This is a genomic window from Alcaligenes sp. Marseille-Q7550 (assembly GCF_965112015.1).
In genome coordinates, this window is sequence record NZ_CBCOPU010000001.1 from 1,399,890 (window position 1) to 1,415,000 (window position 15,111).

General features: G+C 64.5%; 13 protein-coding genes and 1 pseudogene. 13 read left to right on the forward strand and 1 reads right to left on the reverse strand.

The annotated features are described in order from the left end of the window. The first annotated feature begins 20 nt into the window (after positions 1 to 20). The 10 genes and pseudogenes from flgE to ACWPWO_RS06700 all read left to right on the forward strand — a co-directional run bounded on the left by flgE (position 21) and on the right by ACWPWO_RS06700 (position 10,669). Entirely contained in the window at positions 21 to 1,292 is a 1,272-nt protein-coding gene (gene flgE / locus ACWPWO_RS06655) for a flagellar hook protein FlgE (RefSeq protein ID WP_454005373.1), read from the forward strand. 8 nt (positions 1,293 to 1,300) lie between these two features. After that, the gene (gene flgF / locus ACWPWO_RS06660; RefSeq protein WP_454005374.1) at positions 1,301 to 2,050 is read left to right on the forward strand and encodes a flagellar basal-body rod protein FlgF; all 750 of its coding nucleotides are present in this window, start codon (positions 1,301 to 1,303) and stop codon (positions 2,048 to 2,050) included. Between the two features lie 39 nt (positions 2,051 to 2,089). Beyond that, a pseudogene (gene flgG, locus ACWPWO_RS06665) lies at positions 2,090 to 2,875 on the forward strand (flagellar basal-body rod protein FlgG). Between the two features lie 22 nt (positions 2,876 to 2,897). Continuing rightward, the gene (locus ACWPWO_RS06670) at positions 2,898 to 3,584 is read left to right on the forward strand and encodes a flagellar basal body L-ring protein FlgH (RefSeq protein WP_454005376.1); all 687 of its coding nucleotides are present in this window, start codon (positions 2,898 to 2,900) and stop codon (positions 3,582 to 3,584) included. Between the two features lie 91 nt (positions 3,585 to 3,675). Then, positions 3,676 to 4,740, forward strand: coding sequence for a flagellar basal body P-ring protein FlgI (locus ACWPWO_RS06675; RefSeq protein WP_454006291.1), 1,065 nt, complete (start codon positions 3,676 to 3,678; stop codon positions 4,738 to 4,740). Beyond that, the gene (flgJ, locus tag ACWPWO_RS06680; RefSeq protein ID WP_454005378.1) at positions 4,740 to 5,705 is read left to right on the forward strand and encodes a flagellar assembly peptidoglycan hydrolase FlgJ; all 966 of its coding nucleotides are present in this window, start codon (positions 4,740 to 4,742) and stop codon (positions 5,703 to 5,705) included. Before ACWPWO_RS06675 ends, flgJ begins: the two co-directional genes overlap by 1 nt. A gap of 107 nt (positions 5,706 to 5,812) precedes the next feature. Beyond that, complete coding sequence (flgK, locus tag ACWPWO_RS06685) at positions 5,813 to 7,477, forward strand: flagellar hook-associated protein FlgK (protein WP_454005380.1); 1,665 nt, start codon at positions 5,813 to 5,815, stop codon at positions 7,475 to 7,477. Between the two features lie 35 nt (positions 7,478 to 7,512). Next, on the forward strand, positions 7,513 to 8,733 hold the full coding sequence (gene flgL, locus ACWPWO_RS06690; protein WP_454005381.1) for a flagellar hook-associated protein FlgL: 1,221 nt from the start codon (positions 7,513 to 7,515) through the stop codon (positions 8,731 to 8,733). A gap of 64 nt (positions 8,734 to 8,797) precedes the next feature. Then, positions 8,798 to 10,150 carry a methyl-accepting chemotaxis protein gene (locus ACWPWO_RS06695; protein WP_454005382.1) on the forward strand — a complete coding sequence of 451 codons (1,353 nt, stop codon included), beginning with the start codon at positions 8,798 to 8,800 and terminating at the stop codon, positions 10,148 to 10,150. 81 nt (positions 10,151 to 10,231) lie between these two features. After that, complete coding sequence (locus tag ACWPWO_RS06700; RefSeq protein ID WP_454005384.1) at positions 10,232 to 10,669, forward strand: hypothetical protein; 438 nt, start codon at positions 10,232 to 10,234, stop codon at positions 10,667 to 10,669. A gap of 31 nt (positions 10,670 to 10,700) precedes the next feature. On the opposite strand, the gene ACWPWO_RS06705 is transcribed toward ACWPWO_RS06700, so the two are convergent. Beyond that, complete coding sequence (locus ACWPWO_RS06705; protein WP_394065164.1) at positions 10,701 to 10,829, reverse strand: hypothetical protein; 129 nt, start codon at positions 10,827 to 10,829, stop codon at positions 10,701 to 10,703. Between ACWPWO_RS06705 and ACWPWO_RS06710 the strand changes: the two genes are divergently transcribed. From ACWPWO_RS06710 to ACWPWO_RS06720, 3 genes are all read left to right on the forward strand, one after another. Further along, entirely contained in the window at positions 10,816 to 12,435 is a 1,620-nt protein-coding gene (locus tag ACWPWO_RS06710; protein WP_454005385.1) for a methyl-accepting chemotaxis protein, read from the forward strand. The two genes, ACWPWO_RS06705 and ACWPWO_RS06710, sit on opposite strands and share 14 nt — an antisense overlap. A 270-nt stretch (positions 12,436 to 12,705) precedes the next feature. Then, positions 12,706 to 14,424 (forward strand): DUF294 nucleotidyltransferase-like domain-containing protein, encoded by a 1,719-nt coding sequence (locus ACWPWO_RS06715; RefSeq protein WP_454005386.1) that lies wholly within the window; start codon positions 12,706 to 12,708, stop codon positions 14,422 to 14,424. Next, on the forward strand, positions 14,421 to 15,107 hold the full coding sequence (locus ACWPWO_RS06720) for a 3'-5' exonuclease (protein WP_454005387.1): 687 nt from the start codon (positions 14,421 to 14,423) through the stop codon (positions 15,105 to 15,107). Before ACWPWO_RS06715 ends, ACWPWO_RS06720 begins: the two co-directional genes overlap by 4 nt. Positions 15,108 to 15,111: the final 4 nt, after the last annotated feature.

Below are 15,111 nucleotides of genomic sequence, written 5' to 3' on the forward strand. Positions count from 1 at the left end.
GTTAAACAAAAGGAATACTCATGAGTTTCGGACAAGGCTTGAGCGGCTTGAACGCTGCCTCCCAGAACCTGGACGCCATCGGCAACAATATCGCCAACGCCGGCACGGTGGGCTACAAGTCCTCCACGGTGCAGTTCGCGGACGTCTACGCCAACTCGCGCATCGGTCTGGGCGTGCAGGTCTCGCGCGTCAACCAGCGTTTCTCCATCGGCAACATCAGCAGCACCGGCAATCAGTTCGATATGGCCATCGACGGCGAAAAAGGCCTGTTCCGCCTGGAGCAGGCCAATGGCGCCGTCGTGTATTCCCGCAACGGCCAGTTCTTTCCCAACAAGGAAGGCATGCTGGTCAACGCCCAGGGCCATTATCTGACCGGTTACGGAGAAGGCTCCAGCACCCTGCAGCGCCTGCAGGTGCCGTCGGGCAACATCCCGCCCAAGGCCACCACGGAAATGCGCCTGAAGCTGAACCTGCCGGCCAATGCGGAAAGTATTGTGGCTGAAAAGCAGAGTTTTAATCCGGATGGCACTCCTGTCCTGGATGCCAATGGCAATCCTGTCATGGTGCCGACTTTTGACCCCAAGGACGATACGACTTATACCCAAACCTTCAATTACACGGTCTACGATTCGCTGGGCAACAGCCACAATGTCACTCAATACTACGCCAAGCGCCCGGCAAATGCCGCAGGTGACAGCGAGTGGGACGTTTATTACATGGTGGGCGATACTCCGCTCAACCCGGCCTCGGCCAAGCTGACCTTCAACGGCGCGGGCGTGCTGACCACCGATCCGGCTGTCGTGAGCCTCACCCTGGCCAATCCGGGCGGCGCGGTTTCGCCTGCCGATGACCTGGTCTTTGACCTGCGCTACACCGGCACCACCCAGTTCGGCGGTGAGTTTTCGCGCGGCAACCCTTACCAGGATGGCTACGCCACCGGCGAATACGCCAGCATGTCCATCGACGGCGACGGCACCATCATCGCCGCCTACACCAATGGCGAGACCATGCGCCTGGGCTCGCTCGTGCTGGCCGACTTCAGCAACCTGCAGGGCCTCAAGCCCATTGGCGGCAATGCCTGGACCGAGACCGGGGCCTCCGGCCAGCCCATCCTGGGCCGCCCGGGCGAGAACGGCCTGGCCACCGTGAAAGGGCAGGCGGTTGAAGAATCCAATGTGGACATGGGCCAGGAACTGGTCAACATGATCATCGCCCAGCGCACCTACCAGGCCAACGCCCAGACCATCAAGACGCAGGACCAGGTCCTGCAGACCCTGGTCAACCTGCGCTAACAGCCGTCATGGACCGTCTGATCTACACCGCCATGAACGGCGCGCAGCGCATCCTGGAACAGCAGGATGTGATCACCAACAATCTGGCCAACCTGAGCACGTCGGGCTTTCGCGAACAGCTCGCCTACTACCGCTCCGTGCCCGTGGTCAGCGACATAGGCTCCCAGACCCGCGTGGCCACGGCCACGGTGTCTCCCGGCAGCCGCTTCCAGCCTGGCGTCATGGCCGAGACCGGCCATGCCCTGGATGTGGCGATCGCCGGCGAGGGCTGGCTCGCCGTACGCACGCCTGGCGGCGATGAGGCTTACACGCGCGCCGGCGACCTGGCGGTCAATGCCCAGAACCAGTTGGTGACGCAGTCGGGCCTGCCGGTGTTGAGCGTGGACGGCCAGCCCATCGAAGTGCCCGATCGCGGTACGGTGACTTTTTCCAGCGACGGCCGGCTGACCGCCCTGGGCGCGGGCGACAATCCGCGCGACATCCAGATGGTGGGCCAGCTCAAACTGGTCAATCCGCCTGCCGCAGACCTCGTGCGCGGCCAGGACGGCCTGTTCCGCCAGGCCAACGGCGCGCCCGCGCAGGCCGATCCGGCCGTGCGCCTGGTGGCCGGTTTCATCGAGAAAAGCAACGTCAATCCGGCCGAGGCCATGGTTGCCATGATCGCCAATTCGCGCCGCTTCGAGTCGCAGATGAAGATCATCCAGGAAGCCGGTGCGCGCGAAGACCGCGCCAATTCGATTCTTTCTTTCAATGGCTGAACCCCGCCCGCGGCTGGGAACTAGCAGCAAGGATTACTCATGATTCGCTCCCTGTGGATTGCCAAGACCGGTCTGGAAGCGCAGCAGACCAATATGGATGTCATCTCCAACAATCTGGCCAACGTCAACACGGTCGGCTTCAAGCGCACGCGCGCCGTGTTCGAAGACCTGATGTACCAGACCCTGCGCCAGCCCGGCGCCCAGGTCGGCGCGGCCAATCAACTGCCGTCGGGCCTGCAGGTCGGCACGGGCGTGCGCACCGTGGCCACCGAGCGCATCCATTCCCAGGGCGACCTGAAGAACACCGGACATGAAATGGATATCGCCATCCAGGGCCGAGGCTTTCTGCAGGTCGAGATGCCGGACGGCACCTTTGCCTACACCCGCGACGGCAGCCTGCAGGTGGACCAGAACGGCCAGTTGGTGACGGCCGGCGGCTAGCCCATCCAGCCGCCCATCAACATCCCCGATAACGCGCTGCAGATCACGATTGCGCGCGACGGCACCGTCTCCGTCACCCAGCCCGGCGCGGCCGGCGCCAGCGTGGAGGTGGGCCAATTGCAGTTGAGCACCTTCATCAATCCCACTGGCCTGCAGAGCATGGGCGAGAACCTGTACATCGAGACCGATGCCTCGGGTCCCGCCAATTTCCTGCAGCCCGGCATGGACGGCGCGGGACTGGTGCTGCAGGAGTACAACGAGACGTCCAACGTCAATGTGGCTGAAGAGCTGGTCAACATGATCAGCACGCAGCGCGCCTACGAAATCAACAGCAAGGCCGTATCGACGGCCGACCAGATGCTGGCCCGTCTGACGCAGCTGTAAGGTTCGGAAAGGGCTGTCGAGGATGAGCAGTGCCCGGTTGGCGCGTTTGGCTGTTGGGCAGGTGCTGGACCTGCCGGGCTGCGCGCCGATTCCGCCCGAGCCCGTGGTGACCGGGCCGCTGACGGCCGCGCCGCCGCCCGCGCCCCTGCCGGCGGCCATTGCCAATGGCTCCATCTACCAACCCTCGGCCTATGGCAACTATCCCCTGTTCGAAGATCGCCGGCCGCGCAATGTGGGCGACATTGTCACCATCGTGATCCAGGAGCGCACCAACGCCGCCAAGAACGTGTCCACGAACACGGACCGCAGCGGCAGCGGCGGCCTGGACTTCGCCCTGGCGCCGGCCGCGCTGCCCAACGAGGTGGGCGCCAAGCAGAATTTCGAGGTCACCGGCTCGAACAAGGCGCAGGGCAAGGGCTCCAGCCGCGCCGACAATACCTTCAGCGGCACGCTGACCACCACGGTCGTGGGCGTGCTGCCCAACGGCAATCTGCAGGTGGCGGGCGAGAAGCAGATCGCCATCAATCGCGGCAGCGAGTACATCCGCTTCTCGGGCGTGGTCGATCCGCGCTCCATCACGGGCAGCAATACGGTGTCTTCCACCCAGGTGGCGGACGCCCGCATCGAGTTCCGCAGCAAGGGCGTCATGGACGAGGTCCAGACCATGGGTTGGCTGCAGCGCTTTTTCCTGAACATTTCCCCCTTCTGAGCCGCGGCTAGCCATGGTGTCCTCTCTTCGTCGTATCCGTTTCGCTTCCTTGGCCCGACTGCTGCGCGCCGGCCTGCTGGGGCTGGGCCTGATGCTGGCCCCGGTCAGCCAGGCTGAGCGCATCAAGGACCTGGCGTCCATCCAGGGCGTGCGCGAGAATCCGCTGATCGGCTACGGCCTGGTCGTGGGCCTGGACGGCAGCGGGGACCAGGTGCGCCAGGCGCCCTTCACGCAGCAAAGCCTGACCAACATGCTGTACCAGCCGGGCGTGACGATTCCCCAGGGCAGCAACATGCAGCTCAAGAACGTGGCCGCGGTCATCGTTACGGCGCGCCTGCCGGCCTTCGCCCGTCCGGGCCAGGCGCTGGATGTGGTGGTGTCCTCCATGGGCAACGCCAAGAGCCTGCGCGGCGGCACTTTGCTGATGACGCCGCTCAAGGGCGCCAATGGCCAGGTCTACGCCATCGCGCAAGGCAATCTGCTGGTGGGCGGCGCGGGCGCGGAGGCCGGCGGTTCCAGCGTGCAGGTGAACCAGCTCAACGGTGGGACCATTCCCGGCGGCGCCACGGTGGAGCAGAGCGTGCCGACGACCTACGCGCGCGATGGCATGATCAACCTCGAAATGAACACGTCTGATTTCGGGACGGCCCAGAATGTGGTGGCCGCGCTGAACAAGCATTTCGGCCCCGCCACGGCGACCGCATTGGACGGGCGCCTGATCCAGGTGCGCGGTCCGCTGGATCCGCAGGCCCAGACGGCATTCCTGTCGCAGATCGAGAACCTGCAGGTGAACCTGCCGCCGGCGCGCGCGCGCGTGGTCATCAATGCCCGCACCGGATCGGTGGTCATGAACCGCAGCGTCACCATCGACGAGGCGGCCATCGCCTACGGCAATCTGTCTGTGGTCATCAGCCGCCAGCCCCAGGTCAGCCAGCCCGACACGCCGTTCGGCGGCGGCCAGACCGTGGTGTCCGAGAGCACCCAGATCGAGATGCGCAGCCAGGGCGGCTCCCTGCAGCGCGTGCGCACCAGCGCGAATCTGGCCGATGTGGTGCGGGCCCTCAATGCCCTGGGCGCCACCCCGCAGGACCTGCTGTCCATCCTGCAGAACCTCAAGAGCGCCGGCGCCCTGCGCGCCGACCTGGAGATCATCTGATGAGCGTGCAGTATTTCCCGCGTCCCGGCGCCGGGGGACAGGTGTCCATCTTCGATTCCCAGCAGCTTGCGCAACTGCGCCGCAACGCCGGCCAGGACGGCCGGGACGAGGCCACGCAAATGCAGGTGGCGCGCCAGTTCGAAGCCTTGTTCATCCAGAACATCCTGAAGCAGGCGCGGGCGGCCAATCCGGAAGGCGGGCTGTTCGACACGCAGGCCGTGCGCATGGCGCAGAGCATGGGCGACGAGCAACTGGCCTTGCAACTGTCCGACCCCGGCATAGGCCTGGCCCAGGCGCTGCTGGCCCAGATGCGCGGCCAGGCTTCCGGGCCTGCCGGCCCGGAGGCGTCCCAGCCTGAAGCGGCCCGCTCGCGGGTGGCCGTCCTGCGCTCACGCACGCCTGATGCGCGCCCGGCGGACGCTTCGTCCATCTCCGCCCTGATCGCCCAGCTCACGCGCAACAGCACGGTGGAGCGTGTCTATTCTTCCATCAGAGGCGCGCCCGAGCATATCCGCCAGTTCGTGGACCGCATGAACTCCGCCGCCAAGATCGCCGCCGAGGACAGCGGCGTGCCTGCCAAGCTGATCCTCAGTCAGGCGGCGCTGGAGTCGGGCTGGGGCAAGAAGGAGATCCTGCATCCCGGCGGCCGCACCAGCCACAACCTGTTCGGCATCAAGGCCACGCCCGGCTGGAAAGGGAAAGTGGTGGAAGTGATGACCACCGAATTCGAGAACGGCGTGGCCCGCAAGGTCAAGCAGCCTTTCCGCGCCTACGACTCCTACGCGGAATCGTTCTCCGATTATGCGCGCCTGATCGGCAGCAGCAAGCGTTACGAGGCGGTGAAGCAAGCCGCCACCGCGGAGGAGGCCGCGCAGCGCATCCAGGACGCCGGCTATGCCACGGATCCGTCCTATGCGCAGAAGCTGATCGCAATCATGTCGTATTTCGATGCAGGAACGCGTTGAGTCCCGATTTCGGACTAAAGCTTGGGCGTTTGCCGCCGTAAAAAGCAACAGAATGTTCATTCTTCGCCCAGGGCGTTACAAGCCGGGCAGGACATAAAGGATTTAGCATGAATCTCGCCAATCTGGGTCTTTCGGGCTTGTTCGCCGCGCAGAAGCGCCTGCAAGTCGCGGGCCACAACCTGAACAATGCCGATACCGTCGGATACAACCGCCAGTCCGTGCTCTCGCAGACCGCTGGATCGGTAGGAACCGGCAGCGGATTCTATGGGCGGGGCGTACAGGCCGTCACGGTGCAGCGCTCCTACGACAACTTCCTGTACCAGCAACTGGTGCGCTCGCAGACGGCAGGCGCGGCCCTGGTCAGCTATGGCAACGAGATCAGCCAGCTGGACAACCTGTTTTCCGACCGTACCGTGGGCATCAGTCCGGCCCTGCAGAAATTCTTCGACGGACTGGAGGCGCTGGCCTCCAAGCCGGCCGATTCGTCCGCCCGGCAGGAACTGCTGGGCCGCGCCGAAAGCCTGGCCACGCAGATCAACGACGCCACAGCCTACATGAACCGCGTCAGCGAGAACATCAATACGCAGCTCGACACGACGGTCACCCAGATCAACAGCTATCTGGAACGCATCAACGACGTCAATCAACAGATCGTCACGGCCAAGGGCACCAATCCCTTCCACGAACCCAATGACCTGCTGGACCAGCGCGAACAGCTGGTGTCCGAATTGAGCCAACTGGTGGACGTGCGCACTGTCGAACAGAACGGCCGCATCAGCGTCACCACGGTGGGCGGCCAGCTCCTGCTGGGCGCGGACAAAGTGTATCCGCTGCACGCCGTGCGCTCGGCAGAGAATCCGGAGCGTGTGGTGGTCGGCTTCACATCCTCCCTGGATGACAACGGCAAGCCCGTCATCAGCGAATTCCGCGACGGCGCCCTGAAGGGGGGCTCGCTGGGCGGCTTGCTCCAGTTCCGCGTGGAAAGCCTGGAGCCCGCCATCAACAGCCTGGGCCGCCTGGCCGTGGGACTGGCGCATTCGGTGAATGACCTGCATCGCCAAGGCTACGATTTGAAGGGCGATCAAGGCGCGGACTTCTTCAGCGTCAGCGGTCCCAAGGTCACGGCCAACGGCCGTAACAGCCAATCCGCAGGAAAGCCTGAAGTCAGCTTCCTGGCGGGTTCCAGCAATGAGCTGACTGGCCAGAACTATCGCATCGAGCGCGTCAATGGCCAGTTTCAGCTGCGCAATCTCAGTACCGATGTGGTCAAACCGCTGGATGGACCCGGCGGCGTCACCGAGGTCGATGGCTTGAAAATTGATATTTCCAAGCTTGGAGGAGCTGTTGATGGCGATTCCTGGCTGATCCAGCCTACTGCTGAAGCGGGCACCAGCCTGTCCGTCAATATCAAGAATCCGCAGGACATCGCCGCAGCCGCCGGCAATACCGGCACGGCCAATGGGGACATCGCCCAGAAGCTGGCGTCCTTGCGCAACGACAAGGTGCTGGGCCAGGGTTCCCTGAGCCTGAACGACGCTTTCGGGCAGATCGTCAACCGCATTGCGGTGCAGACCCAGCAGAACGGCACGGCCGCCAAGGCCCAGGCCAAGCTGATCGAGCAGAACTACGCGGCGCAGCAGGCCTTGTCGGGCGTCAACATGGACGAGGAGTACATCATGCTGGAGCGCTACCAGGAGCAGTATCGCGCCGCCTCGCGCCTGATCGACATCAGCTCGCAGCTGTTCGACACCCTTTTGAACCTCCGTACCTGATTGCGGTTCTTTCGTCCTGAACGTGGATAATTGCCATGCGTATTAGTTCTTCTCTTTACTTCCAGACGGGCTTGAACTCCATCAACAAGCAGCAGTCCGATCTGGTGCGTATTTTCCAGCAGATCGGTTCGGGCCAGCGCATGGTCAATCCGTCCGACGATCCCCTGGCTGCCGCCCAGACGATCAATCTGGCGCAGGCCCAGGCCATGAACGAGCGTTACGGGGAAAACCGCGAGGTCGCCAAGGGCGCGCTCGGCGAAGAAGAGAACATTCTCAACTCCATCACCTTGCAGCTTCAGGATGTGCAGACCCGGCTGGTCGAGGCGGCCAACGGCACCTTGTCCGATGCGGACCGCAACACCTTGGCTACGGTGCTCGAGAGCGCGCTGGATACGTTGATGGGGTATGCCAACAGCAAGGACGGCTCCGGCCAGTATCTGTTCTCGGGAGCGCAGGGCGACAAGCAGCCCTTCGAACGCATGGGATCGAGCTACGTCTATCGCGGCGATACCAACAGCCGCGAGATACAGGTCGAGCAGACCCGCAAGCTGGACTCCTCCGACCATGGCCAGAACCTGTTCGAGCGCGCCAATCCGGGGTCGACCTCCTACCTGACCCAGGCCCATGGCAACACCGGGACGGCGGTGCTGAGCGCGCCGAGCGGCAACTCGACCGCGGCCGGCGCATTCCCCAGCTATGCCATCAGGTTCACGTCGGAAACCGATTACGAAATCACGGCCGGCGGCGTCACCACGCAGGGCAGCCTGGACGATACGGGGCGCCAGCGCATCGAATTGCCCGGCAAGGTCAGCGTGCAGATCGAAGGCGCGCCTGCAGCCGGCGACACGTTTACGATCAAATCCATGGACAGCAGCTCGCCGGCCGAGATGAACATGTTCAACACCTTGCAATCGGTCGTGACGGCGCTCAGGCAGCCCTCCGGTGAGGATCCGGTCGCCAAGGCGGCGCTGCGCAACACCATGAACTCCGCGATTCAGCGCATCTCGGAGAACTACGACAACATCCTGACCGTGCGCTCTTCGGTGGGCACGCGTCTGAACGAGATCGACGCGCTGTCGGCCAACGGCGCCTTGCGCACCATCAATTACAAGCAGGAACTGTCGCGTCTGGAAGATCTGGATTACTACCAGGCGACCACGCAGCTCGAACTGCGCAAATCCGCCCTGGAGGCCGCCGCCCTGGCGTTTCGCAAGATCCAGAGCACCAACCTGTTCAGCATCAACAGCAAGGGCTGACACCCTGATGTCGGGCTGACATCTTTCTCAACCAGCAGCCAGGAACCACCTGCGGGAATTTTCTATGCTATTTAAGAATATAAGCCTCAAGGTCGGCATGACCTTCTTCGTTGTTATTCTGATGGTCTTGGCGCTGGCATCGGCGGGCTCCGCGCTGTATTACTACCATGCGCTGCTGGACCAGGGCTCCAGCGGCGACGTGCTGCGGACGCTCCAGGAACACCAAGGGCTGGTCAACGGCGCATACGGCGTCCTGCTGGTCCTGGCCATTCTGGTCAGCCTGGCCACCCTGGCGTATTTCCTGCGCCGCGTGGTGCGCCCGCTGGGCGACTTCGCCACGTACTTCGATGCCATCGCCAAGGGCGACCTGACCCAGCGCATCAATGTGCTGACCGAGAACGAGATCGGCGAGCTGTTCGCTTCGCTGCGCCGCATGCAGGAGTCGCTGGTCAAGACCATGACGGTGATTCGCAACGGGCTCGAGGAAATCCAGGCCGGCTCCCAGGAAATCGCCCAGGGCAACAACAACATCAGCAGCCGCACGGAAGAGCAGGCCGCCTCCTTGCAGCAGACCGCCGCCAGCATGGAGCAGCTGGCCGGCACCGTGCGCCAGAACGCCGACAACGCCCAGCAGGCCAACCAGCTGGCCGCCACGGCCTCGGACGTGGCCCATCGCGGCGGCAGCGCCGTCAATGAAGTGGTTGCGACGATGCAGGGCATCTCGGCCAGTTCGAACAAGATCTCCGACATTGTCGGCGTGATCGACAGCATTGCCTTCCAGACCAACATCCTGGCCTTGAACGCGGCCGTGGAGGCCGCCCGCGCCGGCGAGCAGGGCAAGGGGTTCGCCGTGGTGGCCGCCGAGGTCCGGGCCCTGGCGCAACGCAGCGCCCAGGCCGCCCGCGAAATCACCGGGCTGATCGAGGATTCCGTGCGCAAAGTCACCGAGGGCTCTTCCCAGGTGGAGCGCGCCGGGTCGACCATGCAGGAAATCGTCGATTCCGTGCGCCGGGTCACGGACATCATGGGCGAGATCACCGCGGCGACCATCGAGCAATCCTCGGGGATCGACCAGGTCAATCGCGCCGTCTCACAGATGGACGACACCACACAGTACAACGCGCGTCTGGTAGAGCAGGCGGCGCTGGCCTCGGCCGGCCTGAGCGAGCAGGTCAATCAGGTCAACGAAGCCATTGCCTCGTTCCGCGTGCCCGGCACCGAAGTCATCGATGTCAACGCCCGCCGCGTGGCCAATCGCCGCGCCGTCTCGGGCTCGGCCGGCCGCGAGGCCCGTCCGGGTTCGGCGCTGCCCGGCAAGACGGCAGCCGCCAAGCCAGCCGTCGCCGCCAAGGGCCTGGCCGCTCCGGCGCGCAGCCCCTCGCGCCCCGGCCGCCAAGACGCCCGCCGCGCCCCGTGATGACAGCCAGCGCTTGCGTCGTCCGGACCTGAGCGGCAAGGCCACCAGTGCGTCTTCGGACGATGACTGGGAGGAGTTCTGATGTTCCGGACCCGACTGGCCGCTCTGGCCGGACAGGTCCGCAAGGCGGCCGCCGGCCTGGCATTGACGGCGCTGGCGGCCTGCGCCACGCAAGGCAATTCTTTCGAGGCCTCGGGGCTGAATCACATGATTCCCGGCCAGACCACGCGCGCCCAGGCCGAGGTCCTGCTTCACGCCCCCCCTCATCAGGTGTACCGGCAGTTGGACGGCAGTGAGCTGGCCGTCTGGCTCCACGGCGCCACTGTGGCGACCGATGCGCTTTACTTCCGGCAGGAGCTCTGGCTGACGTTCGACGCAGCCGGGCGCTTCCAGCAGGTGGTCAAGCGCAATAACATCCCGCGTACGTATCGCGAACAAGCTCCCACCAGGCCGACCGGCTCCATAACTATCGAATCTCCGGATTCGGACATGATCACAATCCTGCCTGTCAGCCAATAGTCTATTAATTGGGTCTATCCATGTTGGGTATTCAGAAAAAAAGCAGTTCTGCGTCTCGGCAATCGAAACGCGCTACCAGGAAAGAATTCCGCGCACGCAGCACCGGCCCTACCGGATTCAAGATCAGCACCTTGCTGATGTTGGGGATGAGCATCTTCATGCTGCTCATCGTGCTGGTGGGCGGCCTGTCGGCCTATTATCTGCAGCAGAACGGGGACTCTCTGCGGACCTTGAGCAAACAGAATGACCGCGCCGAGCAAGTGCTCGAGCTGAGCAACGACATGCTGCAGGCGCGCATGACCTTGATGACGGCAGCCCGTTACTATCAGGAAGCCGAGATCGAGAACGACGAAGGCATCTTGAACAACGCCCAGGCGGCGGTGCGCAATGCCGTCGACAAGCTGGACGTGGTGCGCAAGAATTTTGGCGCCCTGCGTGCGGACATGAACACCGAACCCGAGCTGCGCCGCCTGATCATGGGGCTGATCGCCTCCTACCAGGCTTACCTGGACGATGGCATCGAGCCCATGGTGCAGGCGCTGGAAAGCAAGGACTACAACACCTTTTATTTCGTCAGCAACGGCTTCGGCGTCATGCGCGCCCTGGCGTTCCAGGCCAGCATCGAAGAGCTGGGCCGTTACTTCGACCTGTTGACCGAGCGCCACCTGGCGCAGGCCGAGCAGCAGTCCAGCCTTGCCATGACGGTGATCGGCGCCAGCCTGGTGTTCGGCCTGATCATCATGGTGATCCTGCGCATCGTCCTGGGCAAGCTGGCCTTGAAGCCGTTGCGCGAGGCCGGGGTGCATTTCGACCATATCGCCAACGGCGACCTGACCAAAAAGATCAGCTACCAGTCGAGCAATGAAGTCGGCGTGCTGTACGACGCGATGCGTCGCATGCAGCAAAGTCTGCAGGGCATTGTTGCCACGGTGCGCCAGGGCGTGGACGAGATCGCCTCCGGCTCCAGCCAGATCTTTGCCGGCAACACGGACTTGAGTTCGCGTACCGAGCAGCAGGCCGCCTCCCTGCAGGAGACTGCGGCCAGCCTGGAAGAGCTGGCCAGCACCGTGCGCCAGAACTCCGACAATGCCAACCAGGCCGACAAGCTGGCGCAGAACGCTGCCGAAGTCGCCCGCCGCGGCGGCGAATCCGTGGGCGCGGTCGTGAACACCATGAACCAGATTTCCGTGCGTTCCGGTCAGGTGGCTGATATTGTCAATGTCATCGATGGCATCGCCTTCCAGACCAACATCCTGGCGCTGAATGCGGCCGTGGAAGCCGCCCGTGCGGGCGAGCAGGGCAAGGGTTTCGCCGTGGTGGCGGGCGAAGTGCGCAGCCTGGCGCAGCGCAGCGCGCAGGCCGCCAAGGAAATCAAGGGCCTGATCGAAGCGTCGCTGGACGAGGTGCGGACCGGTACGCAGCAGGTGGCCAGCGCGGGCGAGATCATCCAGGACGTGGTTCGCGCCGTGCATAGCGTCACGACCCTGATGAGCGAGATTTCCTCCGCGTCGCAGGAGCAGACGTCGGGCATCGACCAGATCAATGTGGCGGTCACCCAGATGGATGCTGTGGTGCAGCAAAACGCATCGCTGGTCGAAGAGGCCGCCGCTGCCGCCGGTTCGCTGCAATCCCAGTCCGAGCGCCTGGCCCAGGCAGTGGCGCAATTCAAGATCAACGAGGGCGACGTCATCGACATGCCCGAGAATGAACCGGAGCAACTGGAGCGCAATTCCGCGGGCTTGCTGGGACAGGCTGCCTATAGCTGAAATCCCTTAGGAAAACCGCTCGGCGGAGGGCATGCTGCATGGCACAATCAACCTGTGCCAACTGCAGCCGGAGCAACCCATGTCGTTCGCCATCCCCGGTGAGTCCGTGGCCAGGACGGCCGTGCGCCAGAAGGCGCCCGGCATCCTGGCCTGGTTGATCGCCTACCCGCCTTTCAACCAAATGCAGGCGCAGCACTGTGACTATCTGATAGAGCACAGCGAGCTGCGCTTTTTGCGTCCGGCCAGACCCTGCTGCCGGCGGGCGAGCGGGTGGAGCAGCTGTACATCATCCGCCAGGGACAGGTGCGCAATGTGGAACAGGACGAAGAGATCGATCACGTGGCCGGCGATCTGCTGCCTTTGCGTGAACTGGTCTCGGGACAGGCGTTGAGCAGTGACTACCACGTTCTGGAGGATTGTTTCGCCTTGTGCGTGGCCGGCCCGGCCGTGGCCCACCTGCTGACCGCCAGCGAACCGTTCCACGAGTATTGCCTGCGCGGGGCCAGCAGCCTGATGGCCAGTGTCTGGCGATCGGCCCAGGCCCACGCGAGCGCCGAGCTGGGCGCCAGCTATACGCTGGACATGAGCCTGCAATCGCTCGTCGAGCGGGGCGTGCTCGGCTGTTTGCCGGACTGTCCGGTGGAGCAGGCCGTCAAACGCATGCACGAACGCCAGGTGAGCAGCATCGTCGTGCTCAATGCCGACGGCCATCTGCTGGGCATCTTCACCTTGCGGGACCTGCGCCGCCTGATAGCCGGCGGGCATTACGACCCCTTGCAGGCCATGGCCGAGGTCATGACCGTCGACCCCGTATGGCTGACTCCGCAGGCCTCGGCTTTCGACGCCGCCTTGCTGATGGTGGAGCACCACATCGGCCACGTCTGCCTGGTGCAGGATCACAAGGCCGTGGGCATGGTGTCGGAACGTGATGTCTTCTCCTTGCAGCGCGTGGATCTGGTCCATCTGTCGCGGGCCTTGCGCTGCGCCCACGACGTTGCGGCGCTGGTGCAATTGCAGGCCGATATCGGCCGGCTGGTGGATGCCATGCTGGCGCACGGCGCGCGGCCCGAGCAACTGACGGCAGTGGTGACCCGGCTGAACGACCATACGGTGCGGCGCGTCATCGAGCTGTGCCTGCCGGGCCAGGCGCTGGCAGGCATCGACTTCTGCTGGCTGGCCTTCGGCAGTCAGGCGCGCGGCGAGCAGACGCGCTTCACCGACCAGGACAACGGCATTCTTTTCATTGCCGATTCCGCACAGCATGCCCGGACTTGCCGCGAGCTGCTGCTGCCCTTTGCGCGACGCGTCAATGAAGCGCTGGACCGCTGCGGCATGCGCTGGTGCAGCGGCAACATCATGGCCAGCAATCCGGCCTTGTGCCTGTCCGAGCAGGAATGGCTGCATCGTTTTCAGGTCATGATCGAGCGGCCGGCCGCCGAGCAATTGCTGGAATCCACCATTTATTTCGATTGCCGCGCCATCTGGGGCAATGACAAGGTGCTGCAGCGCCTGCGTCGCCGCGTGCTGGGCATGGTCAATGACAATCCTGCGTTCCAGCGCATGATGGCCCAGAGCGCCTGCCAGGTGCGCGTACCCAGCGGCAAGCCGCGCAGCCGCCTGGAGGCGCTGGTCGGCCAGGGCGAGGATGTGCTGGACATCAAAAAGCAGGCTCTGGCGCCTCTGGTCGATGTGCTGCGGGTGTTGGCGCTGGCACATGGCTGCGAGCAGCCGGCGTCGCTGGACCGCTTGAGCTACCTGACCCGGCGGGGCGTCTTCTCCCCCGGCGAATCCGAAGGTCTGCATGAAGCCTATCGCTATCTGCAGCTCCTGCGTCTGCAACATCACCAAGGGCAATGGCAGCGGCGGGTGGAGCCCGACAATCTCGTGCGCCCGCACGGCCTGGGCGCGCCCGCTGCCCGGGTGCTGCGCGAAGCGCTGGCCCAGGTGCGTCGCGCCCAGCGCATACTGGCCCTGCGGTATCGCCTGTGAATGCGCCGCGGTGGTGGCCCTGGCGGCGCGGGAATGCGGCTCGCGACACGGTCGGGTCCTGGGCCTATTTCGATGCCTGGTTCTGGCGGGACGCCTTGTTCGCCGTGCTGGATCTGGAGACCAGCGGCCTGGATGCGCGTCGCCACCATATCGTGCAGATCGGTGCGGTCCGGCTGGAGCGGGAAGGCATAGCGCTTGGGAACCTATGGTCCGGTTTGGTTCAAGGGCAGGGCGAGCGCAGCGCCGAAAGCCTGCTGATTCATGAGATCAGCCCCCAGCAGCAGGCGACGGGGCACGATCTGGCGCAAGTCATGCGGGATTTCGCGCAATACGCCCGGGGAACCTTGCTGACGGCCTGGGACGCGGATTTCGATCTGTCCTTTCTGGAGCCGGCCTGGCGGGCCGCCGGGCTGGATGGCCCGATGCCTGTCTGCCTGGACCTGGCCGAGATGGCGGCGTGCCTCTTGCCGGAATGGCAGGGTCGGCGTCATGGCCTGGATGATTGCCTGGCATACTGCGGCCTGCCGGCGATCGAGCGGCACGATGCCCTGGGCGACGCCCTGGCCAGCGCCCAGCTGCTCCAGTTGCTGATGAGCCGCGCTGAGCGCAAGGGGCTGCGCACCGTGGGCCAGGTGCGCAAGGCCATGCAGCATCACGGCCGGCGCCTCGCGGCCGTGTTCTAGGCGT

Excerpts from the sequence above, each read along its gene's own strand:
- flgE (WP_454005373.1), top strand. The coding sequence starts at position 21 with ATGAGTTTCGGACAAGGCTTGAGCGGCTTGAACGCTGCCTCCCAGAAC.
- flgF (WP_454005374.1), top strand. The coding sequence starts at position 1,301 with ATGGACCGTCTGATCTACACCGCCATGAACGGCGCGCAGCGCATCCTG.
- ACWPWO_RS06670 (WP_454005376.1), top strand. The coding sequence starts at position 2,898 with ATGAGCAGTGCCCGGTTGGCGCGTTTGGCTGTTGGGCAGGTGCTGGAC.
- ACWPWO_RS06675 (WP_454006291.1), top strand. The coding sequence starts at position 3,676 with ATGCTGGCCCCGGTCAGCCAGGCTGAGCGCATCAAGGACCTGGCGTCC.
- flgJ (WP_454005378.1), top strand. The coding sequence starts at position 4,740 with ATGAGCGTGCAGTATTTCCCGCGTCCCGGCGCCGGGGGACAGGTGTCC.
- flgK (WP_454005380.1), top strand. The coding sequence starts at position 5,813 with ATGAATCTCGCCAATCTGGGTCTTTCGGGCTTGTTCGCCGCGCAGAAG.
- flgL (WP_454005381.1), top strand. The coding sequence starts at position 7,513 with ATGCGTATTAGTTCTTCTCTTTACTTCCAGACGGGCTTGAACTCCATC.
- ACWPWO_RS06695 (WP_454005382.1), top strand. The coding sequence starts at position 8,798 with ATGCTATTTAAGAATATAAGCCTCAAGGTCGGCATGACCTTCTTCGTT.
- ACWPWO_RS06700 (WP_454005384.1), top strand. The coding sequence starts at position 10,232 with ATGTTCCGGACCCGACTGGCCGCTCTGGCCGGACAGGTCCGCAAGGCG.
- ACWPWO_RS06710 (WP_454005385.1), top strand. The coding sequence starts at position 10,816 with ATGAGCATCTTCATGCTGCTCATCGTGCTGGTGGGCGGCCTGTCGGCC.
- ACWPWO_RS06705 (WP_394065164.1), bottom strand. The coding sequence starts at position 10,829 with ATGAAGATGCTCATCCCCAACATCAGCAAGGTGCTGATCTTGAATCCG.